The organism is Psychrobacillus sp. FSL K6-1464 (assembly GCF_038003145.1).
Taxonomy (GTDB): domain Bacteria; phylum Bacillota; class Bacilli; order Bacillales_A; family Planococcaceae; genus Psychrobacillus; species Psychrobacillus psychrotolerans.
The window spans coordinates 3250316-3277174 of sequence record NZ_JBBOOP010000001.1 but is presented as its reverse complement, the minus strand read 5'-3'; the positions used below and the strand labels follow the sequence as shown (position 1 = coordinate 3277174).

The window sequence follows — 26859 nt, the reverse complement described above, 5'->3', positions numbered from 1 at the left end:
AGCGAAGAGCGGTGACTGCAGTGGGAACAGCGCGAGCTGAAGACCCTGGAAGGAGTTTCTTAAAGCCTTGTTCTCTTTATTTGCACAAAATACAAGGATTTGTTATCATGGAAGTAATATATCTCGACTTCAAGATAAAATAATGAGGAGGTAAAGAAATGAAATTAGCAGGTATCCACCATGTCTCAGCAATTACTGCAGACGCTGATAAAAATCATGACTTTTATACAAGAATATTAGGAATGCGATTAGTGAAGAAAAGTGTAAATCAGGATAATCCTTCTTCTTATCATTTGTTTTATGCAGATGCTATAGGTACGCCAGGAACAGACATGACTTACTTTGACATACCAAATGCAGGAAGAACATATCCTGGTGTATCTAGTATTAGCAATACAAGTTTCCGGGTCAAAAATGAGCAAGCTCTACATTTTTGGAAAAGTAGATTTGAAAAATTTAATGTACCACATGATTCTATTATAGAAAGGTTTGGTCGTAAAACACTTTACTTTGAAGACTTTGAAGGGGCAAGACTTATGTTAGTGGTCGACAACGGGGCTGGAATACCTTATGGCGAAGCATGGGTTAGAGAGGAGATTTCAGCGGACAATGCAATTGTTGGTTTAGGTCCTGTAAAGCTTACAGTTCGAAAATTAGCACCGACTGAAAAGGTCTTAACAGAAATACTTGGATTTGAGTTAGCTGGTTCCTACCCATCGGAGGTACTGGACATGCCAGATATTCAAGTTTATACGACGGGAAAAGGCGGTCCAGGTGGAGAAGTTCATATCGAGACACGTACAGATTTACCAATGGAGCGACCTGGAAGGGGTAGTGTACATCATGTAGCATTCCGAATTCCTTCAATGGAAGATTACCCAAAATGGGAGGAGCGCTTACGTGAAAATGGCTTTACCACTTCTGGTTTAGTAGACCGATACTATTTCAAGGCAATCTATTTCAGAGAACCAAATGGCATTCTATTTGAATTATCTACCGATGAGCCAGGATTCGATACAGATGAACAAATGGATAGCTTGGGAGAACGATTAGCACTACCACCTTTTCTAGAAATGAGAAGAGTGGAAATTGAAGCGAAGTTGCGTCCGTTGTCAATCAATAAATAAATGTGCTAAAATTCAGAAAAGGAGTGGTTACTGATGGAATTTGAATTTAAAGAATTAGGAAACGATGTATATGCGTTTCAATATATACAAGGTGGGGAAAGATTAGGTGAAATTACTTGGACGTTACTTGGAGATGTCATGGTGATGGATCACACATATGTATCGGATAAGCTGAGAGGAAAAGGGGTTGCCAAAAAGTTATTAGATAGCGCTGCTTCTTATGCAAGAGAGCAGGAGCTAAAGATGGAGCCGGTTTGCTCATACGTAGTGGCAGCCTTCTCAAAATCTAACGAATATGATGATGTAAAAGCATAAAAGAAATTTGTATACTTCATAACAAAAAGGCAATCCGCTTCTATTTAGAAAAGGATTGCCTTTTTATAATAGCATTATTAAATTTGTGTGAAAAACACTAAAATTCCTGTTAATACCGATGCACCTGCTAACGTATAAAGGAAATCTGCTTGGTTAAAAATTATCTCTTTTTCCATAAATTCCACCCTCTCTTTTTATGTTGATAGTTAAATATTACCCGGGTTTATAAATGTTTAAACAGGTTTAAATTATTTTATGAAGGGGATTTTAAAATTATACGAAACCTTTTCAACTATTAATCGTAGAATGATAAGAAGTGTAAAAATGAAGGGACTGAATTCTATGTCACGTACAGGAGAAATGGTATTAAGTGTTATTAGTGCAATTATGACATTACTTAGTATTATTTTAGTAACAGTTTTAGTAGTAAGTGGAAGCAGCGTATTGAAAGATGAAGATTTTAAAAAAGAATTTGAGAATACGATTTCGAATGAGCCTACATTTACGGAAACTGACCAACAATTGATAAATGATAATATGAGTTTAGCAATCGATGCATTTAGCATATTTGGTTGGGTATTTATAATTATTCTTGTCATTAGCCTAATCCTAAATATTATCGGAATCATGTCTATCTCCAAAAATAAAAACCCGAAGTTAGCAGGAATTATGTTCATCCTTGCAGGTCTTTTTGCTGGTGTAATATCGCTAACATCAATTCTATTGTATATTGCGGCTATCATGTGTTTCGTTCGCAAACCACCAGTTCAAATACAAGAGGAATACTATACAACTGAAAAGTCACTTTAACAAACAAAAACACCGACCTATAAGGCCGGTGTTTTCAATAGATATACGTATTTAGCAGTAGATAAAGGGTGACCCTCAAAATATTCATCGAATTCTTCTAAACATTCGAAGCCGAAGTTTTCATAGAATTGACGGGCATTATCATTTAAGCTTTCCACGTAAACAAATAATTGTCGTCCAGCTGGCATTTGGTTTAGCCCAGCTAATAATAGTTTTTTTCCATATCCACTTTGTTTATATTCAGGTAACACATAAATAGCAGTTAGTTCTGCATCTCCATCTTCGTCGGTATAAGTAAAGTTAGCGAAACCGATGGGATTGCCTTCATATTCAGCGATTAAGAAGATAGTTTTCTCTATTCTCTTCACAATCATCATAGGGGAATAAGCCTTTTCTAGAAAAAGAGTTTGTATGTCATCAGGTATAATATTCTTGTATGTATCGTTCCAACTGACCTTTGCGATCTGTTGAATTACTTGAATGTCATCTAACGTAGTCGCTCTAATCATTTGAAATCACCTCTAGATTCTTTTTGTAATCATAACAAAAATAACTATAATCTTCTACATATATATACAATTAAAATCATTTAGATATCAAACTGTAATATAAGATGGGTAATGAAGCATTAAAATCATATACCTCTAAAGAATTAGTTTGTTAAGGTGTTAACTTATTTAATAGTGGGTATATACATTATATATAGAAAACCTTGGAGGTAATTAGGATGGCAAAAAACAAATCACTATTATTGGCAGGATTAGCGGCAGGAGCGTATGCATATTTCAGTAAGAAAGAAAATCGTGAGAAAGCAGTAGTGGCTTTTAATAATACAAAATCTAAAGTGAATGCTTACATAGACTCACAAAAACATCAAAGATCCGATTTAACCGCAGCAGGACATCCAGATCCTTACGATACATCAGATAATAATATGGTCGATGAAGGAGCTCTTACAAGCGTCCAGTACTATAATGATGAAGTTCAGGACAACCAAAAGAAAGACGATACAAATAAGCAAGACGGAGAAAAGAAGTCTAATCCTAATGACCAAATAACTTTATAATCTTAATAGGACAGGAATGTGTCAAAAACCACATTCCTGTCCTATTTATTTTCTCCACGTAATGGCCAAGATAGACACTATTAACAATATGATACCTGTCATAGTAAACCCGCTCGTAGCATCCAATTCTAGGAAGCCAGTGATACTCGATCCCACAACTACTCCTATAGAAAAGAAAGCATAGAAATAGCCATATGCTTTTCCTCTATATGATTGCTCTGTTGAATCTATTAATAATGTGTTAATAGATGGGAAAAGAAATGCAAATCCTATTCCATATAACCCCATCCAAATATATAGTAAGTTCAGGGAATCTGTATGGCCGAGCAATAGCATACTTACTCCCATGATGCTCATACCAAAAGTAAGTGTATAGATGGGTTTTACTCGGTCAAATATTCGATTTATCGGAAGGATAAACACTAAAATTGCGACAAAGCCGAAAGTACTTAGAAGAAATCCACTTGTTTTAGTGTCAAATCCTAAATGCACTACTTTTAAAGGGAGCATATACGCTAATACCCCTTGCGAGAACATTAAGAAAAAAGCACCTGCAAATGACTTAATCACTCCACTTTTTTGGAAAATAGAGTGAACGGAATGGTGAGAGACATCCTTCTCTTTTCTTTCGATAGCTACTTTTCTTAACAAAACTAAAGACAGTATACTTAAAGCAAGCATAATAGAACCTGTCATTCCTAACACAAATACCTCATTTTTTTTGCTTGCGAGAATACCACTTGTAGCGGGACCAACAATTGCAGCAAGTCCAACAAATGCACCTGATAGTGCAACTCCTTTACCTCGTTTTTCATGCGAAGTCCTATTAGCTGAGTAGGTAAAAGCTGCAGGTACAATTAGTCCAGCTACTAAACCATGTATAAAACGTATTAGTAATAATCCAAACGGCTCGCTAGCAAATTGGTAAAGGAATAAGGAGAAACTCGTTGCAAATAAACCAGTGATGAGTATGTAATAGGGTCCTTTTCGATCAGTTAGAAATCCAGAAATAATATTACCAAATGTATTCGAAAGAGAATACATCCCTACAACTAAACCAGTTATAAAAGGAGTGGCACCAAGAGATTCTGCAAAGGGGCTCATAATTGGTAGTTGAGAAAATAAGTCAAAGAATGAGATGAAGATAATAATATATATAAAAAAGTGCAATACTGCTCCTCTTTTCTATAGTAGCTTTTATTCTAGTATAAAGGTTTTAAATGTATCGATAAAGGGAATTTGGAACAAAACAAATCATGCAAGGGGGAAGTCTTATGAAAGCAATGTTCATCTATAACCCATCTTCAGGAAAAGCGGATGCCGAGCAATATAAAGAAACAACAGTTAATGTGTTAGAAGGTTTGGGGTATGAAGTGATTATTAAGGAAACGAATAAACAAAATGATGCCACCATATTTGCCACACAGGCGTGTGCTGAGAAAGTAGACTTTTTGTTAGCAATGGGTGGAGATGGGACGATAAATGAGGTTGTCAATGGTCTCGCTGAACAACCTAACCGGCCTCTATTTTCATTTATTCCACTCGGTACTGTGAACGATTTTGCTCGTGCACTTGGCATTCCATTGGAGCCTGAGCTTGCTATTGAAGCTTTAAAAATGACGAACACACGATTAGTGGATATTGGGCAAATTGGGGATAAATATTTTATGAATATAGTAGCTGTTGGTGAGATAGCTAGTCGTGTTGCGGATACTACTGTTGAACAAAAAACAAAAATGGGTTCACTTGCTTATTTGCTAGAAGGAGCAAAAGCCGTTATTTCGAACGAAGAAATAGAAATGACAATAACGCATGATCAAGGAATTTGGAAAGGGACACCTATGCTTATACTTGTGGCTTTAACGAATTCTGTAGGTGGATTTGAAAAATTGGTAAATGCAGCGGAAGTAAATGATGGAAAGTTACATATTTATATTATAAAACAAGCAGGATTGGCTTCTATAGCAAGAATGGGAGCAAAAGTCCTGTTGGGTACACTAGAGGAAGATACTGGAGTGGAAGTAATCGAATCTAGTAATGTATTAATCGAATCTGGAAATCCTCTATATTGTAATGTAGACGGGGATGAAGGAGATTGCACGCCACTGAACATTCAAATATTACCTAAACATTTAAAAATGCTAGTCCCTCAAAAAAACTGAGTCTAAAAGGTTGAAAAAATATATAATTTCCAGGATAATGATATAGACTAATACAACATACCCAAAAGGTTATATAAACATTAAGACCTACTTAGGGAAAAAGAGGGAAATATGAAGACTGTCGAGAAGCAATTTTTAGATAATTTCTCTAAAATATACACTAGAGAAATAGGTACAACAACAAGAGTAGAAGGTTTAGATTCTTTCCTAGAATTAGAAGAACAGCTATTTCAAAAAATGTTTTCTTTTGAAGTAACGGAAGCAAAAGAAATTCTAAGAAGCATGATAGATTTAATAATTGCTAGAACACGTAAGAATATGATCCAAAATGTAAAGTATTACTACATTCAGCTAGCGGCTATTATGGGAAGAAAACTAAATGAGAGTCAAGTTCCTACTGATAAAGTTAGCGCGTTTAACATTGCATGTGTAGAAACTATTGAGACGAAGATGAGTGATGCGCAATTTTTATTATGTGCAGATGAGTTGGTTGAGTTTTTTGTGATGGTCATAACCGAAAGGAAAAAGCCGTCATTTGGCCATCAAACGGTTAACAAAGTAATCCTCTATATTAATGATGAAATAGAGACAAATTTAACGGTAGAGGATATTGCTAAAAGATTTGCTATAAGTACAAGTCATCTTTCTCGTATTTTTAGAGAGCATACAGGAGTGACGCTTGTAGAATACTTAAATGTTCGAAAAGTAGAGGAATGCCAATACTTTTTAAGAACAACAAATAAAGCTATTTCCGATATTTCTAGTAGTTTTCACTTTTGCAATCAAAGCTATTTCACTCGCATATTCAAAAAGTATACCGGAATAACACCGAAGCAATACCGCGATAACCAGGAATATCCTAGTTTTAAATATAATTTTCCTAATGAACAACAATCAGTTTAAATATTTTGGATTAAATTTGATAAATAGCTTCATAGTAAGGTATACTTCTTTATAGTTTGATGAGTGAAGGTGAATAGAGTGAAAAAGAAGATTAGTTTATTTTCTATTCTTGTATTTGCAGCCCTAGTGCTTAGTGGATGTTCTGGAGTAGAAAACAAAGAAGGTACTTTTTATAATATTTTTGTTCGACCTTTTGAATTTCTTATACATTTCTTTGGAGAAATGTTCAATGGTAGTTATGGACTGGCGATTATCGCTATTACCGTACTTATCCGTCTTATTCTGATGCCTTTGATGCTTAAAAATTATAAAAATCAACAAGGCATGAAACAGAAAATGGATAAATTGAAACCAGAAATGGACGATATCCAAAAGAGATTAAAGGAAACAAAAGATAAAGAACAGCAAATGGCTCTACAACAAGAAATGATGGGATTATACCGTAAGCATGGAGTAAATCCGCTGAACATGGGTTGTCTACCGATGATTATTCAGATGCCTATTGTAATGGGATTGTATTTTGCGATTCTCTATTCTGCGGATATTAAAGCGCATCCATTTTTATGGTTTAACTTAGGATCTCCTGATATTGCAATGACACTTATTGCTGGAGCGGTTTATTTCATTCAAGCAAAAGTTTCATTATGGACAGTACCTGAGCAGCAACAGAAACAAATGAAAATGATGATTTATATTTCGCCAATTATGATTATGTTTATTTCCTTCAGTTCTATGGCGGCACTTCCAGTTTATTGGGCTGTCGGTGGACTATTGCTAATATTCCAAACATATTTGGGGCGTAAATTTTACTCGAATCATCCAGAAAAAGCAGAGGAATCTGTATAACACAAAAACGAAGCGATTGTTGCTTCGTTTTTTTCTTGAGAGGTAAGGTGTTTATGAATAGAAATTGGATATTTGGACTACTGATTGCAGCAGTTAGTATTTCTGCGTTGGTATTTATCATTAAAGGAAATATTAATATGGCTGTTTTGTTTATGACAGCAATCTTTGCTCTAAGTAATGGTTTCCGAGCAATAAGTTTTAAAGAAAAAGGATTCGTCAAAGAGGCGAAGTGGATGAAAGGTATGTCCATTTTGTTTGCAGTATTATTTTTTGTCGTGTTATTTTTGCTAATTTTTTAATAAGAGAGAGCGTATTTACCTATCATGGGTAGATACGCTTTTACTTATTTAGGAGGATTCATTTATCGTTCAGGATGGTTATAATTATTTTGGCGAAGTTGAATTTCAATAAGAGAATAGTTATTAGAAAAATGGTAAACTAGAAATAACGTAATAAGAAAGAAGGAAGTCCGAAGATATGCAGTCAAGATATAGCTTTTTACAAGAAAAAAAGAAGAAAAAATGGCCATATATTATTTCTGGAATCATTGCAGGAATACTTGTAGCCACAGCGGTAGTGTGGGTAGGAATGAATGAATGGAATATAGATAAAAGTATAGAGGAACTCCGTGATTTGACAGGTGTTAAGCAAATAGTCGATGTTGATAAAACAGAAGAAGCTAATGTGGATAAACCAGTTATAGAAGAACCAAAACAGGAAATTCCTATTGTGGAGGAGCCGGTAGTGGAAGAGGTAGATATGTCTGGCGCAAAAGGCTATATTGGTAACGAAGTTTTACCCCAGGAGCCTACAATAGTAAAAGGTGTATTAATTGCTAGTAAAAAGTATCCCCTGCCATCTACTTATGCACCTGGTGAAAGCAAAGAGGCTAGAACAGCATTTCAAGAAATGGCTGCTGAGGCAATTTTATCTGGGTATGACCTTGTAGCTTTCAGTACGTATCGATCTTTTGACTATCAAACTCAGTTATATGAACGTTATGTAACAAATGACGGTCAAGAGGCTGCGGATCGTTATAGTGCACGCCCGGGCTATTCCGAACATCAAACAGGGCTAGCTTTTGACATCGGAGAGCAGCATTTTGAACAACATTTCGCTAGAGAAAGCTTCGGAGAAACAGAAGCAGGCAAATGGGTTGCAGCCAATGCCCATAAGTATGGATTTATTATGCGCTATCCGAATGGCTCAGAAAAAATTACAGGTTATATGTATGAGCCGTGGCATTTTAGGTACATCGGAAAAGAACTTGCGCCTCAAGTATACGAAGCAAACGTGACTTTAGAAGAATTCCTAAATCTTTAGTAGACAGCATTAGAATACAAAAAGAGGTTTCCAAAAATGGAAACCTCAGTTTGAAAAGATTCGAAGATACAATTTCGTTCGCTCGCTTGCTTCTTTATTTAGGGATTCTCTTTAATTCCACTAGATTAGAGGAAATCCTCTTTCTTCCTCCCTCCTTGCAGAATAGTATCCCTCATTAAATATCCTTACATTAACTGGAGTACTATTATCATCTAAGCGAGAGGGTATGGTCAATCTTATCGTGCAGTACTACTCACTTAATTGATTGGAGTGAAATGTGGCGACTCCAGTGGGAACAGCACGAGCTGAAGACCCTGGACTGAGCATCGCGAGGGAAGCGACTGAAGCCGTGCCCACGGAAAGCGTCCACATGTAACGGAAATCGGCAGTATTATTCTTTCTTTAAAGCTCTGCAAAACCAGTGTTCATGATGTATTTTTAGATGCTTTCCTAAGAAAGCATCTTTTCTCTAGTTATCCAAAAATGAACTAACCTATTTCTAAAAGTTGTAAGAGGGCTACGGACAGTAAAAAGCCATAAGAATACCGAGAAAAAAGAGGCAGTCGTGACGTCAGTCACGACTGCCTCTTTAAAAAATCAAACGGTAATCTTATAGCAATAAATCTGTCCAAAGCCCTTCGAAAACAATAGAAATAGGTTTTGAACTTAATATATTAAAGTATCGGTGAAATTAGACGAGCTAATGACTCTTTAAATTTAATCATGGTTGATCTTTCTTCATATATTTCTGCCGTCATCTCGGTAGATAACTTCATATCCTCTTCAAATAACTCTGCTAACTGATGAGAAGTTTCGCGATCATATATAAAGGCATTTACTTCAAAATTCAATTTAAAACTACGCACATCAATATTTGCCGTTCCCACTGTAGAAGCTTCGTCATCAATTACAATCATTTTTGTATGCAAGAATCCATTTTGGTAAATATATACTTTAGCTCCAGCTCTTATTAACTCGCCAACATAGGAGTAAGTCGCCCAGTAGACAAAAATATGATCGGGTTTATTTGGAATCATAATTCGTACATCAATACCTGAAAGGCATGCAATACGTAACGTATCCATGAAACTAGCATCTGGGATGAAGTATGGAGATTGAATATAAATATACTTTTTAGCCATCATAATTAACTTAAGGTAGCCATTTTTTATTTGCTCCCATTCGGAATCGGGTCCACTAGAAACAATTTGCAAGCCAACAGAACCTTTCATCGGAATGGCTGGGAAAAATCTATCAGAATACTCGATATCATGCTCTGCGGAGGCTTGGTTCCAATCGAGAATGAATCGGGTTTGAAGAGGATGAACAGAACTACCTTCGATACGTAAATGCGTGTCGCGCCAGTATCCAAATTTCTTTTTTAATCCAAGATATTCATCTCCAACATTAAATCCTCCGATATAACCGATTCGTCCGTCTATTACAACGATTTTTCTGTGGTTCCGGTAATTCATCCGGGGATTGATAAGTGGAAAGATAGAAGGGAAGAATGCCTCTACACGACCACCTAACTCAATCAGTTCGTTAAAATGTCTTTTTCTTAAGGAACGTGATCCAGTATCATCGTATAAAACTCTTACTTTAACCCCTTGTTTTGCTTTGGCTAACACTGCCTGGTAAATCTCCTGCCCTAAGGAATCTAATCGGAATATATAGTATTGAATATGGATGTGATCCTTTGCATTTCCGATATCGTGAAGGAGAGCATCAAACTTTTCTCGTCCATCAGTGAAAATTTCGACTTTATTGTCTTGAGTTAAGACTGCTTGGTTATTATGTAAGTGCATAACGATTAACTCTTTATAATGCATTGCATCATCTAAACGAAAATCAAATGAGTCATCTTCGATAGCTTCCATTTGAAATTCAATGAGATTATCGATACCTATCTTGTTTTTTCCTTCCCAACGGAATAACGTTTTTTTACGTAGCTTTCGTCCAAACAATAAATAAATACCAAATCCTAAAATAGGTATAAAGAATAGGACTAGAATCCACGCCCAAGTAGCGGAAGCATCTCGACGTTCTAAAAATATTAGGGCTATTGCCAAAGAAATATTTAAAATGAGGATGCCAGAAACAATAATACCATAAAAGCTTGCTATCAAATTTTCACCCCCGGTGCATGTCTATATAATCATTTGCTATTAAATTCTAGTATAGCTGATTTGTCTCAAAGAAAGTAGGGAAGACATATATTAAATAGAAAGTAAATCCTACTTGACCAATAGGGATAAAAGTATTAATATATGATGAGCACAAAAAATGGAGGTTTTTATATGAATTTATTATTTATTATTCTAAACATAGTTGCCTTACTCCTTTTAGTTGGAGTACTAATCATAATGCAAAAGAAACATGTTTCATTCTCGAAGCGTGTATTCACGGCTCTAGGACTAGGTATTTTACTAGGTTTAGTATTGAATTTAGCCTATGGGGTAGATTCGGAAGTATTGGCAGAAACTGTACCTTGGTATAACCTTATTGGTACTGGTTATGTAAAATTACTACAAATGATTGTAATGCCATTAGTATTCATCTCAATATTAGGGGCGTTTACAAAAATTACAATCGGTAAAAACTTTGGTAAAATGGCAGCAATTATTTTGAGTTTCTTAATCGGAACTACTGCCATTGCTGCTGTTATTGGTATTGGCTCTGCAGCAATATTCGATTTGAATGCAGAACAAATCATTCAAGGAGATGCTGAAACTGAACGTGCAGAATACTATGAAGGCCGCTCTGCAGAAGTTGCAGACAAAGCACTTCCAGACCAAATACTAGAATTATTACCTGCAAATCCATTTTTAGATTTTACAGGAGCTAGACCAACCTCTACTATTGGGGTAGTTATCTTCGCAGCGTTTTTAGGATTCGCTTATTTAGGAATAGCACGTAAAGAGAAAGAAACTGCAGCAACCATTAAAACAGGCATTGATGCGATTTACGCATTAATCATGCGAGTAGTTAAGCTAGTACTTCGTTTAACTCCATACGGAATTTTAGCAATTATTGCAAGAACCGTTGCAACATCAGATTTTAGTGCCATATACAATTTAGGTAAGTTTGTTCTCGCTTCTTATGTAGCATTGGCAGTAGTATTTGCGATACATTTATTAATCATTACTCTATCTGGATTAAATCCAATAACTTATGTTAAAAAGGCAGCAGAACCATTAATCTTTGCGTTCACTTCACGTTCAAGTGCAGGAACTCTACCTATTAACATTAATGCACAAACAACTAAAATGGGTGTATCAGAAGGAGTTGCTAACTTCTCTGGATCGTTCGGACTATCTATTGGTCAAAATGGTTGTGCAGGTATTTACCCAGCGATGCTAGCATTCATGATTGCTCCATCAGCAGGCATCAATCCATTAGACCCGATGTTCATCTTAACTGTTGTCGGAGTAGTAGCAATTAGTTCGTTTGGTGTAGCAGGAGTTGGTGGCGGTGCAACATTTGCTGCAATTCTAGTTCTATCTGCATTAAATTTACCAGTTGCTTTAGCGGGTCTCCTAGTATCGGTTGAACCGTTAATCGATATGGGACGTACAGCAGTAAACGTTAGTGGTTCAATGACCGCTGGTGTTGCTACTGCGAAACTAACAGGTGAATTAGATAAAGATTTATACAACACACCATTAAACCAAATTGCAACAGACGAAGTTTAATATGGCTCGCAAAAAAACTGTCCTTTCATCAAAGGGCAGTTTTTTTATGGTTCTTCAGAAATTTAAAGAATGAATAATACTACTGCTTTCTTTTATGTGGCTCGGAGCGGATATCAACGGCATATGCACATTTTATTTTTAAGGGACCGGGCATTTTTTGCTCGGTTTTTCTCATGTTTAGAAATATACTTTCAGATAACTTATCGAAATACTAAATATTAAAAATATTTCTACATAAACTAATCTAGTAGTTTGCTATAATCGAAATAACTAGGTTGTAAGGAGATGGAGAAATGCTTCAAGCCATAAATCTTTCTAAGAAATTTAAAACCAAAGTAGTTGTAAAAGAAGTCAATGTGGAACTGTTCGCGGGAGAGTCGGTCGGATTACTAGGTCCCAATGGGGCGGGCAAATCAACGACTATTTCTATGTTATCTTCCTTAGTCCAACCGTCAAGCGGAGACGTCTTATGGAATGAAAAATCCATTGCAAAAAATCCAGACCCATTGCGTAAAGCATTAGGAGTAGTTCCACAAGAAATTGCCTTATATCCAGAGCTTTCTGCTAGGGAAAATCTCGCTTTTTTCGGTAGAGTTAATGGATTAAAGGGGGAACTTTTGGCAACGAGGATCACAGAAGTCTTAACAAAGATTGGGTTGTTGGATAGACAAAAGGATATAGTTAAAACATTCTCAGGTGGGATGAAACGACGTCTGAATATTGGTGCTGCACTTTTACATAAACCTTCGATTTTAATAATGGATGAGCCGACCGTCGGAATTGATCCACAATCGAGAGCGTATATTTTAGAAACTGTTAAGCAGTTTGTGGCAGATGGAATGACTCTTTTATATACGAGTCACTATATGGAAGAAGTAGAAATGCTGTGTGACAAAATATATATTATGGATCAAGGAAAAATAATTGCACACGGTACAAAAGAAGAGCTTAAAGAACTGGTCTCCGACAACCAAACAATTGAATTGAAAACTAATTTACTTACGGAGAACTTTGAAAAGAACTTGAAAGAGCAGTTCCCACAAGCGACTTTTCGTATAGATGAAGAGATACTAACGATTTCAATGTCCAAAAGTGAAGAGCCACTAGCTAATATTTTTGCGATTGCTGCGGCAAGTAATGTAGTGATTACCTCTGCGATTGTCAAAGTGCCATCCCTAGAAGATGTGTTCTTGCATTTGACTGGAAAAGCACTAAGGGATTAAGAGGGGAGATGAAGTGATGCTGTTTAGTTTAATTGCGAAGCAAATGAAAATGCTGATTCGAAATAAGCAACCGTTAATTATTTTATTGGTCATGCCACTCGTTTTAATAACCATACTTTCAAATGCGTTAGGAAGCATAATGGACGGTGGAGAAGAAGCGGCGATTCAAGCAAATTTACTCATCCTAGATAATTCATCATGGGTTCAAGAGGAAAAAGAAATTAAGCTATTTTTAGAAGGAGAAGGGGTAACAGGTGTAGCCTTGGATGCTTTGCTCACTCAGTTTAAAAGTGGTGATCCAGTAGAATTATTAAACAGCACCGTTCTAGCTGCTGACGAAATGAAGAAGTATATTGCTGTGGAATATAAAAAGGAAGTAGATTTAAAGACCGCTCGACAGGATGAAAATATAGATGGCATACTAACTATCCCTTCTAACTTCCGATTGAATTATATAAAATCTGCCTATTTTAATAATCCCGATTTTCCTAGTGTATCCTTATATCTAAATCAAGATAATGAAATTCGTGCATCCATAATTGATGCTGTTCTAACAGACTGGCAAAGTGGCTATTCCCAATCCGCGGCACTTTTAGCGGCAAACTTATCACCTCAGGAAATTATGAGTAACGTCAGTGGTGTAGAGAAGGTAGAACAGGTTTTAGAGGCAAGTGAGCGGAAAATACCTGCCACTATTTACTACACAGTTGGAATGATGGTGATGTTCGCATTATATATCCCTGCTTTCCTAGCAGGCTTTGCACTGCAAGAAGTACAATGGAAAGTATATGACCGGATATTACTTGCAGGGGTGTCTCCTGTTTTATATACACTTTCTATTTTCTTTACAGGAACATTTGTAGCCTTTATCCAGCAAGCCATTATGCTTTCATTTGGAATGCTTGTATTAGGTATAGAATGGATCACTCTAGAGGGAATGGGCCTTATAATTATTAGTTATAGTGTATTTGTTGGTGCATTGTCTGCTTTGATAACTACTCTCCAATTTCGAACAAAAACAGAAGGTATTGCGAATGTGTTTAATGGATTGTTTATAACGGTATTTTCTTTCTTAGGTGGATCCTTCTTTAATATTCGTGATATTTCGGAAACACTCGGAAAGATTGGTGACTTTACTCCCAATGGTGCAACAATGTCTGCCATACTATCTATACAAAAAGGGCAGGATTTATCAGTTATTTGGCCTTTTATGTTGGCTATATATGTTCTAGTAGCTGTGTGTGTGCTATTTGCCATTGTTTTCTTTCCGAGAAGAGGTGTAGCAGGATGAAGGGGATTTGGATTGCTAGATTTTTAAATTTAAAACGAAAGCCTGTCGTTTTAATCATGATGACAGTAATGACATTAGTAATGGCATACGTAGTAGGCAGCTCTAGTAATGGAAAGATGAGTGTGTCGGTGGCTGTCGACGGTACAGAAACGTCTCAAGCAGTACTAGAGAAGTTGAAGGAAGAGGACGGATATTCCCTTATAGAAATTACAGCCGAAGAGTTGCAGCAAAAAGCGAAAAAAGATATTCGAATGGTCGGTATTGGGTTGAAGGAAAATTCCTATACTATTTATTCTGCCTCAGATTCTGATAATGTGAGAAACCTATCTTTGAGAATTGAATCGGCTTATAGCGATATTAGTTTTAAAAAGCAAGTTATACAGGTAGGTGGCGTGGAAGCTTGGAAAGACATTGAAATAAGTTTGCAAGAAGAACAAGCATTCCATATTCAAACAGAAGCAATGGATGAGTCAGAAGTATTTCGTTACGATAATGCACTTCAAAGTTTGTTTGGATTTACGCTATTCTTTGTTTTTTATACAGTCTCGATTAATGTTCAATTTATATTAGAAGACAAGCGCACGGGAGTATGGAATCGATTAAAGTTAGCATCAGTAAGTAAATTTCAACTTTATGTCGGGCATCTCTCTTTTAGTTACATTATCGGGCTTCTCCAAGTGATGCTTGTTTTATTTGTCTTCAGGTATGTGTTAGGTACTAATATGTACGGTGGATTTTGGAAAGTAGGGATTATTGCTGCTATCTATGTTTTGCTTGTAATGGCATTTTCTGTTTTTGTTATTTCATTAGTAAAAACAGTAAGTCAAAGCAGTATTATCATTTCTCTTGTAGCGGTAGCATTTGCGATGATTGGCGGGGCTTACTGGCCATTAGAAATAGTTCAGTCGGAAGCATTACTGGCGATGAAATGGATTTCTCCAATATATTATGCAATGGAGTCTATGAAACAAGTAACGGTATATGAGGGAACTTTTGGTAGTATTGGGACGTATGTAAGTATGATGGTGGTTATTGCAATAGTTCTATTGATGGTAGGGATTAGTTTATTGGAAAAAAGAACGGAACGCTATCATTCCAGTGAATAGATAGGGGAGATAGGGATGTATTGGTGTAAAATTGCACGAACAGAAAAAGAGTTTGAAGCGATAGCGCGATTAAATTATGAAACATTTGTGGAGGAGATTCCACAGCACGAGCCGGATCCTAGTGGGATGCGGGTCGATGCGTTTCACCATGAGAATGTGTATGTCATTGTTTTAAAGGATCAGGAGTTAGCAGGAATGGTAGCATTTCGAGCTGCCCGTCCTTTTTCTCTAGATTTAAAGCTTGGGCAAGTGGAGGAGTATCTGCCGAAGGATGCATTAGGTGGACTGTTATGTGAGGTTCGATTAATGGCTGTAGATAAGGCTCACCGGAATGGACGAGTGTTTTATTACTTAGCACGTGCTCTTTCCGATTACGCGTATGAAAATGGATATGGAGCAGCGCTAATATCGGGAACGGTACGGGAACAAAAGTTGTATAATCAGCTTGGTTTTGAACCTTTTGCAGATCCAGTGGGTACAGAAGAAGCTAAATTTATCCCGATGGTACTAACTAGGGATCGTTTTGACCAGTCAGTGGCCTCTCGGTTTAAACAAAAAAGATATTCATTTTATCCAGGGCCTGTACAACAATCGGACGCCATACAACGAGCGTTTTCTGCCATTCCATTGTCTCATCGAACGCATGAGTTCGAGGTCATGCTAGAGCGAGTGAAGAACAATCTATTATCGATGAGTGGTGCTGCATATGCCCACTTGCTTTTAGGGAGTGGGACGCTTGCAAATGAAGCGATGATAGCGCAGTTACACGTATTAGGAGAGAAAGGCTTAATCGTTAAAAATGGAGCCTTTGGAGACCGCTTGGAAAAACAAGCGGAACGTTGGCAGTTATCTTTTGATGTTGCATCTTTTGAATGGGGAAGCCCTTATAATCTATCGCTAATCGAAGAAAAACTTGCCACCGGAGCTTATAGTTGGCTCTTAATGGTCCACGGTGAAACGTCCACTGGAATGTTAAATAACCTGGAAGAAATAAAGTTATTATGTAACCGTTATAGTGTGCTGCTTTGTATGGATTGTGTGAGTTCATTTGGAGCACTTCCATTTAGCTTAGAAGGAGTATATCTTGCAACTGGTGTAAGTGGTAAAGCTATCGGGACTATGAGTGGATTAGCTTTTGTATTCGCTAACACAGAAGTAACATCGAGTAATAATATCCCTTCATATTTAGATCTGGGATTGAGCGTGAATAATGCAATACCTTTTACGATTCCTTCTCAGTTTGTACATAGCCTAGAGGTAGCTTTAAAAGCCTATGAAAATGGAGAGAGGTACAATCTGTTACATCGTCGCATGCGATTTATCGAAGACGATGTGTCCAAGCATGGGATCGAATTGCTCTCAGATAATCACTATCCAATGATTTTCACATGGAAAGAGGAGAGATTCCCCTACCTAGCAGAGGATGCAAGAATGTCTGGGTTCGATCTTCACTATAAAAGCGATTATTTAATCACAAAAGGCTTGCTGCAAGTATCCTGTATCCAACCAGATTTTGAAGATGCTTGGGTAAAATTTATGGATTGGCTAGGGAATTATCGTTTATATCATGGCTAATTTGAACTTATTTCGTGAACATATTAATGAAGGGCTGATTCTATCATCTAATGGGTAGATATCAGCCCATTTACTAAGAAAATAATTAATGGAATACTTGTATCCAAATGAATGTTCATCCAAAAAGATTGAGTTCACTACGTTTCATTACTTTTTCATATATGTTTTGGATAAATGTCTTATACGGCGTGTCTGGCATTTCTTTGATGTTGCCTATTGCGACTTTAACAGCACCAACAGCCTTTTTTACTTGGTTTAGTTCTAGATAGCATAAAGCGATATATGCATCTTTTTCATAGAAAATAGATAAATCGATGGGATGGTGGGTGACCTCAGGAATTTTGACCTCATCGAATTTCTCCAAAGCTTCTTTAAATCGCCCTAATCCGTATAAAGTCTTTCCTCTTTCTAGGAGAAAATAAGGGGCGAATAATTTAAAGTTAATTAGATCTAAGTAGAATTTATTATGAAGAGCATCAGCTTCTATATAAGCTTTCTTAAAAGTATTTAAGTAATGAATATTAGCGTAATGAATAAAGACTTTAGAATCCTCGTCATCAGAAAATTCACTGTAAGCTTCCAATTTTTTCAAATAATAGTCTTTTTTTTCAATGTCTTCGTCCATCATTGCTTGCGCTGCAGCCAACCTAAATAAGTTGTCTATTTGTTTAAATATTTTATGCTCATTGCAATATTGGATAGCTTCATTCATCATACGAATTGCATCCTCTTTTTTCCCGACTGCAAAGTAAAGTACTGCTTCTAAATAGTCATAATCCATACGTGATAGCGGATCAATCCAAAAAATATTTGCTTCTAGTTTTGTTCTTTCCTCTAGTAAAATATCTAGTGCTTTCTGATATTTGTGACTCATAAATGGAATTAACGCAAGATACCTTCCTATGTCCGCTTTTTTTGTTATTAAATGTAGGTCCTCATACATTTTAGAAACACGCTTTAAGAGAACTACTGAATCAGATGGAGATGATAAAGACAAACATCTTCCGTATAACTCGAGTAACCTAGCTGCCTCATAGCCTTGTGTTAGTTTAGGCAGGTAGGGTTCTATTAGATTTATCACTTGCTCCAATTCATCCGTTAGCACTTCGTACTTTGTATTGAATAATAGTTCTGCTTGATCCAATACCTTTCGTAGCTCTTGTCCGCTTATTTCTTCTAGTAGCTCCGTAACTTCTACACCAAGTTGTGATGCAATATAATTTAAACTTTCCATAGATGGATTTGCTTTATTGTTTTCTATTAAACTGAGCATGCCTTTTGTTAATTCTGTACCTGCTAAAGCTTCAAGTGTCATTTTCTGTTGTTTACGTAATGTTCGAATGCGTTCGCCTAATGTGGACAACTTTTTCACCTCTTTACAATAGTTTAATTATATTAAACTTTTTCTTGAAATGAAAGTATATTCATGATATTATTTGTTTAATCATATTAAACTTTTTGATAATTCACAAAACGAAGGGGTTAGAGAAATGGAAGAAGCACTAAAACTTAAGAAGGCGACATATCATTTGTGGACGTTCACAGTAAGTAAATTAGTTTCCACTTTTGGAGCACAGGTTTATGCATTTGCAATTAGTTTTTATATTTTACAGTTAACAGGATCTGCATCCAGCTTTGCACTAAATTTGATTTGTAGTATTTTACCGAGAACGATAGTTGCACCTTTTGCGGGATATGCTGCTGATAAATATTCTCGTAAAATGATTGTTATTGTGGCACAGATTGCAACAACAATCGCAATTGGTGGGCTGCTCGTTGTGAGTTTGACGATGGGATTATCTTTATTCGCGATTTATAGTACGACCGTGATCTTATCGTTAACTTCTTTATTCTCCGGAGTTACTTTTAGTTCATCTATTACAGGATTAGTCGATGAGGGAAGAATTCAAAAAGCAATGTCGCTCAACCAAATGTCCATTTCTTTTGCAGCCATTGGAAGCCCAGCTGTAGGCGGACTTCTTTACGGAGCAGTGTCTATGCCGGTATTCCTAATTATGTATATGGTTGCTTCCGTTATTGCGGTTCTTTTGGAATCTACGATGGACTTTAAATTGTTTGCGAAGCGAAAAGAGGTAGTTGAAGGGGAACCGAAGGAACCAATGCTAGAAAGTATGAAAGCTGGTTTACGTTACTTGATGAAGCAACCTATTTTAAAAACAATGGTTGTCATCTCTTTATTTATCAACTTTTTGTTTGGTGCCTATCAGGTAGGATACTCATTTATCCTCATTGAAAAATTAAAGATTAATGCACAGCATTTTGGTTTTACAGAGGGCGCATTTGCGATTGGAATGCTTCTATTGTCTATTTACTTCTCTACACGAAAAGAATTAAAATTTCCGTTTCTCGTATCTAAATGGGGAATCGTTGTATTAGGAGTTCTTATGGGGACCGTGGCTTTGCCATTGTTAATAACTATGTCCTCCACAATGTTAGTAGTATTTTATATTGTACTAATGTTCTTCTTTGGAGCAACAATGATGGTAACTAACACTCCGATACAGGTAATGATGCAGAAAATGATAGAGGATGATTATAAGGGTCGTGTATTTTCTATCATAGAAACCTGCGCAATGGCGCTTATGCCACTTGGAATGGTATTGTTCGGATTCTTATACGATATATTCCCAGCAGAAGGTATTTTAATTGTCTCTAGTATGTTGTTGATATTAGTAACTCTATTCTTGGCAAGACCTTCTGTAGTTAGAGCTGCACATCCGGAGTTGGGGCAGAAAAGAGTGGCGTATTTAAAGACGGAAAGTTAGTCTGGTTTGGTTATACGAGAGCGAAATTATACTATACGAGAGAGAATAGAGCCTATACGAGAAAGCTCCTTACTTATACGGGCCCAGCTATCCGAGAGGAACTAACTCGTATATGAGAGACCACCATCTTGATACAAGGAAGCTCAACCACATAAAAATACAGGTGAAGGAATTGTTTTCCTTCACCTGTATTAATAGCTAAATACTATGCCGCATTCTTTAATGATTTCGTTGATTTGCGATACGCAAAGATTAAAACAATAGAGAGCACCGCAAGTACCCCAGATAGCATATAAATATTATCTGGTTGTTTTGTAAATAGCCAAGCGAATAATAATGGACCGATAATACGACCTAGGTTATCCATCGAATAAGACATCCCTGCTGCTGTCCCATAGCGTCCACCCGATTCTTTCGTTGTGAGAGAAACAATCGTTGTTCGTGCTAACGCATTTCCTGCAGTAAACACACATAAAGATAGTCCTGCCCAGAAAATACTTTGAGTGAAGACAGTCATAAACAATCCAATTGCTGTAACAATTTGTGCGTACAAAAGCCATTTTGTTTCTGTACCATTTTTAATACGTCGAACGACACCACCCTGGATTGCCGCATCGACAAATCCGCTGAACATGAACAAATAGCCTATTTGTAGCGGGGTAATCTCAATTCTTTCGATTTGGAACAATTGGAACGTGGCCTCAAGACCCGCTAGTAAAAACGTGACCATGAATGAAAATAGGAATAGATATTTAATGCGGTAGCTCCACAAACTCATAGCTCCCTTAGGAAGGAGTGCACGTTTATTTGCTTCACCTGTTCGCTCTGGTTCTTTTAAAATGATCAAAGCATACACGAAAATCACCAGTAACAAGATAGCAGAAGCAGTAAATGGAAGAGCTAAATCTATATGTCCGAGAACTCCGCCAATTGCTGGGCCGAATATAAAGCCTAAACCAATCGACATACCGAGGAATCCCATATACTTATTACGGTTTTCTTCCGTTGATAAGTCAGCTGCAAAACCTGTAACTGCTGCATACAATGCCCCAGAAAATAATCCTCCTACTACACGAGATAAGTAAAGCATAAAGAGCGAATCAAAAAACAAGGAAAACAACCAAAAACTTAAACTGAATCCTACCAATCCGACTAAAATAAGTGTTTTACGGCCAATACGATCGGATAGCATTCCCCAAAGTGGAGCAGTGAAGAAGGAAGCTAACGAGTAAATCGTCAATAAACCGCCAACGTGAATTTCATTATAATTTTGCTCTAAAATAACCTCTGGCAGCACGGGAATAATAATTCCAAAGCCGAGATAAACTAAAAATTGGATAGACATCAATATGAGTAGAATCTTTTTCACGCATCAAACCCGCTTTCTGCAATCTTCTAATCTCTATATTACACGTTTTTAATCAGTTTGCCACGTTGTAATCGATATCCTAGTAGATAATAAAAAAAGAGCTAAATGCTACAAAGTAAGGTATAACCAAGTGGAATGTAATAAAAAAAACCGTCCTAATTAGGACAGCTTTTATGTTTAGAAATCCCTTGGCTCGGATATACTTTCCATAGCATTAGAAATTTCTTGGACATGTGGAAAAGGAAAAGCTAAATCAGCTAAAGAGACAAATCCTACAAGGACACCATCCTCTACTACGGGTAGTCTTCGAACTTGATGGCGTGCCATAACAATGGATGCATCGGATGTAGAATCTTCTGGGGTGACAGAGATAACAGATTTAGTCATAACATCTTCTACTTTGCTTTTCATGTCTTTGGCAACCGCCCTTGTCACAATATCTCGATCAGTAATCATTCCAACTAATTTTTTATTGCTGACTACGGGTAAACAGCCGATATCCAAAGTGCGCATCTGTTCTGCAACTTCGCTCACATAGTCCTGTGGGTTGCACGTTACTACTTGTTTACTCATTACATTTCTTATGTTCAAACCATTCACTCCTTTAAGAAATAGCATGGTTTACAAGACCATAATATATGTAATAAAAATGAAAGATTAAACTTAGGTAAAAAGTGGTATAATAAAATATATTAATTAGACAAACAAGAAACTTTTACGAAAGAAAATCGTAATTATTATAGAAGGACGAGGTGGATTCAATGGTAAAGGAAGTTGATTTGAAGAAAATTGTAAGTAATCTTTCTAAGCTTGGTGTTACTGTTACAATGACTAAATCTAGACTTGACCTACTTAAAGCTTTAGCACCACCAGCACAAAGTCCTCATGCGCAAAACTAAAAAGAAGGTGACTCTACAATTTCGTTAACAAACGATTAGAGTCACCTTCTTTTTCATAGAAGAAAATATATAGAATTTGGTGTCTTTTATTTAGGCACCTACACAATGATACTGCTGATTTCCGCGGGCACGGCTTCAATCTCCTCGTCACTACGAAAACATATGCTCCTGCCGTTACTCGTCGCAAAGACATTGATCAAACAAAGCTTGACCAATGTCTTCCTTGTGGGGGACAAACGCCATAAAACTACCAATCAGTATCCCTAAAAATCCACTCGGTAATAATATAGCAAAATGTCTGTTCAAAGCCCTTCGGAAACGTTAGAAATAGGTTTTGAACTTTTTTTAACCTGTCCAACAATACAAAAAACGTGCAGAGGTCGGGCGTTAATCCCTTTATCTACACGCTTTAATTGATTAATCGTCTTCATTTTTTGAAAACATATAAGTTCGATGATGAAATTTCATACTAAACACTAAACCAATGGCTAACATATTCCCCATGAGTGAACTACCACCATAACTTATAAAAGGAAGGGGTATACCAGTAATCGGTAATAACTGAATCGTCATGCCGACATTTTCAAATACATGGAATGTAATCATTGCAATGATACCTGCGCATACATACGTACTATAAGCATCCTTTAACTGAAGGGTAATTTTCGTCAAATGAAAGATAAGTAAGAAGTAAAGGCTAACCACAATACTTGCTCCTACAAAACCATACTCTTCGCCAATGACAGCAAATATAAAGTCGGTATGATTTTCTGGGACATACACAATACGTTCTCCGTAGCCTTTACCGAAAATTTCTCCAGAGCCAATTGCATTTAATGAAGTGATTAAATGCATTCCTTCATCAGATGCGTATGAATAGGGATCCAACCATGAGTATATACGTGCAAATTGGTACGGGTTAAATCCAAAATTGTCCGATAAGAAATCCTGCATATAAACCGCCATCCAAAGTAGTAAACCGCCCATTCCCAACCCACCTAAAAAGATGGGGAGAATTATTTTCCATGTAATTCCTGCGACTATGATTAAGGCTACAGTAATTGCAAGGAACACTAACGATGTCCCTAAATCTGGTTGTTGCATGATAAATGCTAAAGGAATAATTAAAGTTACACCCATTTTAACTAGCAAAATTAAATCAGTTTTAACCGTTTTAATAAGATTTTGCTCATGATGCATAGTGATTAATCGGGCCAGTCCTAGTATATAAAAAGTTTTCATAAATTCGGCAGGTTGAATATCACCTATAGGTAAGTGAAACCAACTTTTTGCGCCATTCATCGGTTTTACTAAAGCTAAACTGTCAGGGAGTACGAAAAGGATAAATAGTAAAAATACTCCAATACCATAAATATACCAAGACAATTTTTTATATTGTTCTGGTTCAAAAAACATGACAATTCCAATAATAATAGAACCAATAATATACCAAACAAGCTGTTTAGGTATAAAGTTTATGCCATATTGTCCAGTCGTTTGTGCTGATGAAATAGCAAACAAACTAATGATTAGAAATAGTAATATAATAAAAGCAAGTGTCCAATCGAAACGATCAGCAAAGCCTTTTTTGTTTTCCATGTAAGTCACCTATATTTCTTTCGAATTTCATTCATTTATTATAGCGTATATTGATATTTTTTGCTTGATGGTTTAATAGAGACGTGAGAGGTAATAAAGATGTTTCCTTGTATTAATCGTGCTATTATTAAGAACAGATAAAGGAGTGATTTTCAGTGGCAAAAAAAGAAGTGAGAGATATGGATGAGTACTTAACTCATTTGTATGTTCACGTTAATGAGGTAGAGCACTTTGCTCTGTTTAGTGGGATTACGATTCAGCAATTTATAAGGAATTTCACTGATTTGTCAGCTCTTTTATTACTAAAACATGGTTATGATGATGCTTCATTTAATATGCATACACAGCTTGAATTTATAGTTCCTGAACAATACAACCATTTTATCAAGGAATTTGCTGAAGGCCCATTTGAATTATGCTTTATGGATTTTGAAGATGAGCGAAAATTGAATATGCTCTCTCCTCAAGAACAAGCAGAGCTACTATACATAGCACATAAAAAAGAAGCTATTCGATCACCGTTTTATCATCATCTACAAAATAGATTTGTCTACCTTTCAGACGAAGGGCAGAAAATTACTAAAATTTATTTCCGTGATATGGAGGATTTAAATCATTTAGTTGCAAACGTTTTTACCGGGTTGATTGGTGAAAAGTCTAAGTCGAGTGCTTTTTGGCGTAAAAAGAATAATATCGTTCTACCTAGATTGTCTGCGGAGAAAGTAACAGAGCATAACGAATTGTTTGAAGATGGAGTGTTAATGTCCTTGTTCAAAACAGATAAACTAAATTATGGTATTGAGATTCGCATTCTCCCAGAAAATATATTCCCAGATGAAGTTTTGGAAGATCTAAACTTACATATGGCTAAGCCATCAGACGTCTTAATAGAAGTATAAATAGAACGCTTTTGCTACGGGAAAGTGGCGAGAGCGTTTATTGTAATGAGGTGAACTAAGTGGCGTGGATCTTATTGATAATAGCAGGATTAACAGAAATCGTCTGGGCGATTGGTTTAAAGGAGGCGCATGGCTTTACGGAGCTTGTTCCTTCTATTGTAACGATTATATTTTTAATCGTAAGTTTTTTCCTGTTCGCTAAAGCGATGAAGACGATTCCGATCGGTACAGCATATGCTATATTCACGGGTATTGGAGCAGCAGGCACGGCTATTGTTGGCATTATTTGGTTTGGTGAAGAAGTAAGTGCAGGGAAACTGCTCTTTTTGTTTGTCCTACTTTTTGGAATCATCGGTCTCAAACTAGTAGATGATGAAGATGAAGAGGAGGCGATCTAATGGCGTGGTTTTTAATAGTAATTGCTGGTGTATTTGAAGTTGCCTTCGTTATTAGCATGAAGTTATCGGATGGATTCAAAAACATAAAATTTACGATTTTAACTGTGATCTCTGCTGCTTTAAGTTTTTTCTTATTGTCTTTAGCATTAAAAGAAATTGCGGTTGGTACTGGTTACGCTGTATGGACAGGAATCGGTGCAGCAGGAAGTGTTCTATTAGGGATGTATTTATTTAAAGAGAAAAGAAGTAGAAAGAAGTTGTTCTTTTTAAGCTGTATAATTATGGGTGTAGTGGGTCTTAAATTGTTTGGTTAAATACTCAACTATTGAGGCTGTCCGTGATAAAATAATGAATATCCAAAACGTGGAGGAATATAACTTATGAAAATAAAAGTGGGCTTATTATACGGTGGGAAATCTGCAGAGCATGAAGTATCTTTACTTACTGCAAGAGCGGTTTCTCAAGCGATTAACTTTGATAAATATGAAGTGTATCCAATTTTCATCACAAAAACAGGTGAATGGAGAAAAGAAGGTCAGCTCACTGCAGCAGTTGAGTCAATTGAATCTCTGCAATTTGGCAGTGAAATAACAAATCCAAATACGATTACTAGTTTTCTACCGCAACAAGGGGACGATACAACTCAACTAGATGTTATTTTTCCTCTTTTGCATGGTCCGAACGGGGAAGATGGAACGGTACAAGGATTGTTAGAAGTATTAAACTTACCCTATGTTGGTAATGGTGTATTAGCATCTGCGGCAGGTATGGATAAAGTAGTGATGAAGCAGTTATTTGCACAAGCTGGCTTATCACAGGTTCCATATATCTATTTCATAAATAGAGAATGGAAAAAAAACCAGAATGATTTACTTCAAAAAATGGAAGAAAGCCTACAATGGCCTCTATTTGTAAAACCAGCCAATCTAGGTTCTAGTGTAGGGATTAGTCGAGTTACAAACCGCCAAGAACTTATCAAAGCAATAGAGTATGCCTTTAAATATGACCGTAAAATTATTGTAGAGCAAGGAATTATGGCGCGTGAAATTGAAATGAGTGTACTTGGTAATGATGAGCCTAGATGTTCCGTTGCAGGGGAAGTACTACCGACGAAGGACTTTTATGACTATGAGGCAAAATATGAGGATGGCACAACGAATTATGCAATTCCTGCCCAAGTTTCTGTAGAGCTTCAAGGGAAATTAGAGGATGCTGCTATTCGTGCTTTCAAAATCTTGGATTGTTCGGGTCTTGTACGGGCAGACTTTTTTGTAACAGATGAAGAAGAAGTCATTATCAATGAAGTAAATACAATGCCAGGATTTACACCTATAAGCATGTATCCTAAACTTTGGATGGAATCAGGTCTATCGTATTCCGATTTAATAGAAGAACTTATCCAATTAGCGCTTGAACGTCATGAAGAAAAGCAACAGTTGGAACACTCGAAAGACGGGGAGTGACCAA

27 protein-coding genes are annotated in these 26859 nt (G+C 36.5%); 20 read left to right on the top strand and 7 right to left on the bottom strand.

Features of this window, described 5'->3' with window-relative positions:
- The first annotated feature begins 158 nt into the window (after window positions 1–158).
- From MKX39_RS16640 to MKX39_RS16630, 3 genes are all read left to right on the top strand, one after another.
- Window positions 159–1127 carry a ring-cleaving dioxygenase gene (locus MKX39_RS16640; protein ID WP_340770576.1) on the top strand — a complete coding sequence of 323 codons (969 nt, stop codon included), beginning with the start codon at window positions 159–161 and terminating at the stop codon, window positions 1125–1127.
- A 33-nt stretch (window positions 1128–1160) separates the two neighbouring features.
- Window positions 1161–1442 (top strand): GNAT family N-acetyltransferase, encoded by a 282-nt coding sequence (locus tag MKX39_RS16635; RefSeq protein ID WP_340770574.1) that lies wholly within the window; start codon window positions 1161–1163, stop codon window positions 1440–1442.
- A 324-nt stretch (window positions 1443–1766) separates the two neighbouring features.
- Window positions 1767–2252: a DUF4064 domain-containing protein gene (locus MKX39_RS16630; protein WP_340770572.1), complete on the top strand. Its 486-nt coding sequence runs from the start codon at window positions 1767–1769 to the stop codon at window positions 2250–2252.
- 17 nt (window positions 2253–2269) lie between these two features.
- On the opposite strand, the gene MKX39_RS16625 is transcribed toward MKX39_RS16630, so the two are convergent.
- Window positions 2270–2761, bottom strand: a complete 492-nt coding sequence (locus tag MKX39_RS16625; RefSeq protein ID WP_093537545.1) for a GNAT family N-acetyltransferase — start codon at window positions 2759–2761, stop codon at window positions 2270–2272.
- Between the two features lie 218 nt (window positions 2762–2979).
- Between MKX39_RS16625 and MKX39_RS16620 the strand changes: the two genes are divergently transcribed.
- Entirely contained in the window at window positions 2980–3318 is a 339-nt protein-coding gene (locus MKX39_RS16620) for a hypothetical protein (RefSeq protein WP_093537546.1), read from the top strand.
- 45 nt (window positions 3319–3363) lie between these two features.
- Here the strand turns inward: MKX39_RS16620 and MKX39_RS16615 are convergent, their stop codons facing one another.
- Complete coding sequence (locus tag MKX39_RS16615) at window positions 3364–4488, bottom strand: MFS transporter (protein ID WP_340770568.1); 1125 nt, start codon at window positions 4486–4488, stop codon at window positions 3364–3366.
- 104 nt (window positions 4489–4592) lie between these two features.
- Between MKX39_RS16615 and MKX39_RS16610 the strand changes: the two genes are divergently transcribed.
- The 5 genes from MKX39_RS16610 to MKX39_RS16590 all read left to right on the top strand — a co-directional run bounded on the left by MKX39_RS16610 (window position 4593) and on the right by MKX39_RS16590 (window position 8552).
- Window positions 4593–5480, top strand: coding sequence for a diacylglycerol/lipid kinase family protein (locus MKX39_RS16610; RefSeq protein WP_340770567.1), 888 nt, complete (start codon window positions 4593–4595; stop codon window positions 5478–5480).
- A gap of 111 nt (window positions 5481–5591) precedes the next feature.
- Window positions 5592–6383 (top strand): AraC family transcriptional regulator, encoded by a 792-nt coding sequence (locus MKX39_RS16605; RefSeq protein WP_093537549.1) that lies wholly within the window; start codon window positions 5592–5594, stop codon window positions 6381–6383.
- Between the two features lie 78 nt (window positions 6384–6461).
- Window positions 6462–7229 (top strand): membrane protein insertase YidC, encoded by a 768-nt coding sequence (gene yidC / locus MKX39_RS16600; RefSeq protein WP_093537550.1) that lies wholly within the window; start codon window positions 6462–6464, stop codon window positions 7227–7229.
- Window positions 7230–7282: 53 nt separating this feature from the next.
- Entirely contained in the window at window positions 7283–7528 is a 246-nt protein-coding gene (locus MKX39_RS16595) for a hypothetical protein (protein ID WP_093537551.1), read from the top strand.
- 178 nt (window positions 7529–7706) lie between these two features.
- Complete coding sequence (locus MKX39_RS16590) at window positions 7707–8552, top strand: M15 family metallopeptidase (RefSeq protein ID WP_340770566.1); 846 nt, start codon at window positions 7707–7709, stop codon at window positions 8550–8552.
- A 674-nt stretch (window positions 8553–9226) separates the two neighbouring features.
- Here the strand turns inward: MKX39_RS16590 and cls are convergent.
- Complete coding sequence (gene cls, locus MKX39_RS16585) at window positions 9227–10681, bottom strand: cardiolipin synthase (RefSeq protein ID WP_093537553.1); 1455 nt, start codon at window positions 10679–10681, stop codon at window positions 9227–9229.
- Window positions 10682–10852: 171 nt separating this feature from the next.
- Between cls and MKX39_RS16580 the strand changes: the two genes are divergently transcribed.
- The 5 genes from MKX39_RS16580 to MKX39_RS16560 all read left to right on the top strand — a co-directional run bounded on the left by MKX39_RS16580 (window position 10853) and on the right by MKX39_RS16560 (window position 17442).
- A complete protein-coding gene (locus MKX39_RS16580; RefSeq protein ID WP_093537554.1) occupies window positions 10853–12247 on the top strand; it encodes an L-cystine transporter in 1395 nt (464 codons plus the stop codon).
- Between the two features lie 293 nt (window positions 12248–12540).
- The gene (locus MKX39_RS16575; protein ID WP_340770564.1) at window positions 12541–13470 is read left to right on the top strand and encodes an ABC transporter ATP-binding protein; all 930 of its coding nucleotides are present in this window, start codon (window positions 12541–12543) and stop codon (window positions 13468–13470) included.
- A gap of 16 nt (window positions 13471–13486) precedes the next feature.
- The gene (locus MKX39_RS16570) at window positions 13487–14761 is read left to right on the top strand and encodes an ABC transporter permease (protein ID WP_340770562.1); all 1275 of its coding nucleotides are present in this window, start codon (window positions 13487–13489) and stop codon (window positions 14759–14761) included.
- On the top strand, window positions 14758–15867 hold the full coding sequence (locus MKX39_RS16565) for an ABC transporter permease (RefSeq protein WP_340770560.1): 1110 nt from the start codon (window positions 14758–14760) through the stop codon (window positions 15865–15867). Before MKX39_RS16570 ends, MKX39_RS16565 begins: the two co-directional genes overlap by 4 nt.
- A 15-nt stretch (window positions 15868–15882) precedes the next feature.
- The gene (locus tag MKX39_RS16560) at window positions 15883–17442 is read left to right on the top strand and encodes a GNAT family N-acetyltransferase (protein ID WP_340770558.1); all 1560 of its coding nucleotides are present in this window, start codon (window positions 15883–15885) and stop codon (window positions 17440–17442) included.
- Between the two features lie 115 nt (window positions 17443–17557).
- Here MKX39_RS16560 and MKX39_RS16555 read toward each other — a convergent pair whose 3' ends face one another.
- Window positions 17558–18805, bottom strand: coding sequence for a helix-turn-helix domain-containing protein (locus tag MKX39_RS16555; RefSeq protein ID WP_340770555.1), 1248 nt, complete (start codon window positions 18803–18805; stop codon window positions 17558–17560).
- Between the two features lie 127 nt (window positions 18806–18932).
- On the opposite strand from MKX39_RS16555, the gene MKX39_RS16550 reads away from it, so the two are divergent.
- Complete coding sequence (locus MKX39_RS16550; RefSeq protein ID WP_340770553.1) at window positions 18933–20228, top strand: MFS transporter; 1296 nt, start codon at window positions 18933–18935, stop codon at window positions 20226–20228.
- 205 nt (window positions 20229–20433) lie between these two features.
- On the opposite strand, the gene MKX39_RS16545 is transcribed toward MKX39_RS16550, so the two are convergent.
- Window positions 20434–21597 carry an MFS transporter gene (locus MKX39_RS16545; protein ID WP_340763648.1) on the bottom strand — a complete coding sequence of 388 codons (1164 nt, stop codon included), beginning with the start codon at window positions 21595–21597 and terminating at the stop codon, window positions 20434–20436.
- A gap of 177 nt (window positions 21598–21774) precedes the next feature.
- Complete coding sequence (locus MKX39_RS16540; protein WP_093537562.1) at window positions 21775–22188, bottom strand: CBS domain-containing protein; 414 nt, start codon at window positions 22186–22188, stop codon at window positions 21775–21777.
- Window positions 22189–22358: 170 nt separating this feature from the next.
- Between MKX39_RS16540 and MKX39_RS16535 the strand changes: the two genes are divergently transcribed.
- Entirely contained in the window at window positions 22359–22496 is a 138-nt protein-coding gene (locus tag MKX39_RS16535; RefSeq protein ID WP_175496281.1) for an Lmo0850 family protein, read from the top strand.
- A gap of 417 nt (window positions 22497–22913) precedes the next feature.
- On the opposite strand, the gene MKX39_RS16530 is transcribed toward MKX39_RS16535, so the two are convergent.
- The gene (locus tag MKX39_RS16530; protein ID WP_093537563.1) at window positions 22914–24095 is read right to left on the bottom strand and encodes an FtsW/RodA/SpoVE family cell cycle protein; all 1182 of its coding nucleotides are present in this window, start codon (window positions 24093–24095) and stop codon (window positions 22914–22916) included.
- Window positions 24096–24250: 155 nt separating this feature from the next.
- Between MKX39_RS16530 and MKX39_RS16525 the strand changes: the two genes are divergently transcribed.
- The 4 genes from MKX39_RS16525 (at window position 24251) to MKX39_RS16510 (ending at window position 26855) form a co-directional block, all read left to right on the top strand.
- Complete coding sequence (locus tag MKX39_RS16525) at window positions 24251–24994, top strand: hypothetical protein (protein WP_245762717.1); 744 nt, start codon at window positions 24251–24253, stop codon at window positions 24992–24994.
- A gap of 59 nt (window positions 24995–25053) precedes the next feature.
- Window positions 25054–25392, top strand: coding sequence for a quaternary ammonium compound efflux SMR transporter SugE (gene sugE, locus MKX39_RS16520; protein ID WP_093537564.1), 339 nt, complete (start codon window positions 25054–25056; stop codon window positions 25390–25392).
- A complete protein-coding gene (locus MKX39_RS16515; RefSeq protein ID WP_093537565.1) occupies window positions 25392–25706 on the top strand; it encodes a DMT family transporter in 315 nt (104 codons plus the stop codon). The genes sugE and MKX39_RS16515 overlap by 1 nt, the downstream gene beginning before the upstream one ends.
- Before the next feature lie 66 nt (window positions 25707–25772).
- On the top strand, window positions 25773–26855 hold the full coding sequence (locus tag MKX39_RS16510; RefSeq protein WP_093537566.1) for a D-alanine--D-alanine ligase: 1083 nt from the start codon (window positions 25773–25775) through the stop codon (window positions 26853–26855).
- The last annotated feature ends 4 nt before the right edge of the window (window positions 26856–26859 follow it).

Coding starts and splice junctions, on each gene's coding strand:
- MKX39_RS16625 (WP_093537545.1), bottom strand. CDS start 2,761: ATGATTAGAGCGACTACGTTAGATGACATTCAAGTAATTCAACAGATC.
- MKX39_RS16620 (WP_093537546.1), top strand. CDS start 2,980: ATGGCAAAAAACAAATCACTATTATTGGCAGGATTAGCGGCAGGAGCG.
- MKX39_RS16595 (WP_093537551.1), top strand. CDS start 7,283: ATGAATAGAAATTGGATATTTGGACTACTGATTGCAGCAGTTAGTATT.
- MKX39_RS16580 (WP_093537554.1), top strand. CDS start 10,853: ATGAATTTATTATTTATTATTCTAAACATAGTTGCCTTACTCCTTTTA.
- MKX39_RS16560 (WP_340770558.1), top strand. CDS start 15,883: ATGTATTGGTGTAAAATTGCACGAACAGAAAAAGAGTTTGAAGCGATA.
- MKX39_RS16630 (WP_340770572.1), top strand. CDS start 1,767: ATGAAGGGACTGAATTCTATGTCACGTACAGGAGAAATGGTATTAAGT.
- MKX39_RS16515 (WP_093537565.1), top strand. CDS start 25,392: ATGGCGTGGTTTTTAATAGTAATTGCTGGTGTATTTGAAGTTGCCTTC.
- MKX39_RS16530 (WP_093537563.1), bottom strand. CDS start 24,095: ATGGAAAACAAAAAAGGCTTTGCTGATCGTTTCGATTGGACACTTGCT.
- MKX39_RS16575 (WP_340770564.1), top strand. CDS start 12,541: ATGCTTCAAGCCATAAATCTTTCTAAGAAATTTAAAACCAAAGTAGTT.
- MKX39_RS16535 (WP_175496281.1), top strand. CDS start 22,359: ATGGTAAAGGAAGTTGATTTGAAGAAAATTGTAAGTAATCTTTCTAAG.
- MKX39_RS16635 (WP_340770574.1), top strand. CDS start 1,161: ATGGAATTTGAATTTAAAGAATTAGGAAACGATGTATATGCGTTTCAA.
- MKX39_RS16550 (WP_340770553.1), top strand. CDS start 18,933: ATGGAAGAAGCACTAAAACTTAAGAAGGCGACATATCATTTGTGGACG.
- MKX39_RS16605 (WP_093537549.1), top strand. CDS start 5,592: ATGAAGACTGTCGAGAAGCAATTTTTAGATAATTTCTCTAAAATATAC.
- MKX39_RS16590 (WP_340770566.1), top strand. CDS start 7,707: ATGCAGTCAAGATATAGCTTTTTACAAGAAAAAAAGAAGAAAAAATGG.
- MKX39_RS16570 (WP_340770562.1), top strand. CDS start 13,487: ATGCTGTTTAGTTTAATTGCGAAGCAAATGAAAATGCTGATTCGAAAT.
- MKX39_RS16610 (WP_340770567.1), top strand. CDS start 4,593: ATGAAAGCAATGTTCATCTATAACCCATCTTCAGGAAAAGCGGATGCC.
- MKX39_RS16510 (WP_093537566.1), top strand. CDS start 25,773: ATGAAAATAAAAGTGGGCTTATTATACGGTGGGAAATCTGCAGAGCAT.
- MKX39_RS16640 (WP_340770576.1), top strand. CDS start 159: ATGAAATTAGCAGGTATCCACCATGTCTCAGCAATTACTGCAGACGCT.
- MKX39_RS16565 (WP_340770560.1), top strand. CDS start 14,758: ATGAAGGGGATTTGGATTGCTAGATTTTTAAATTTAAAACGAAAGCCT.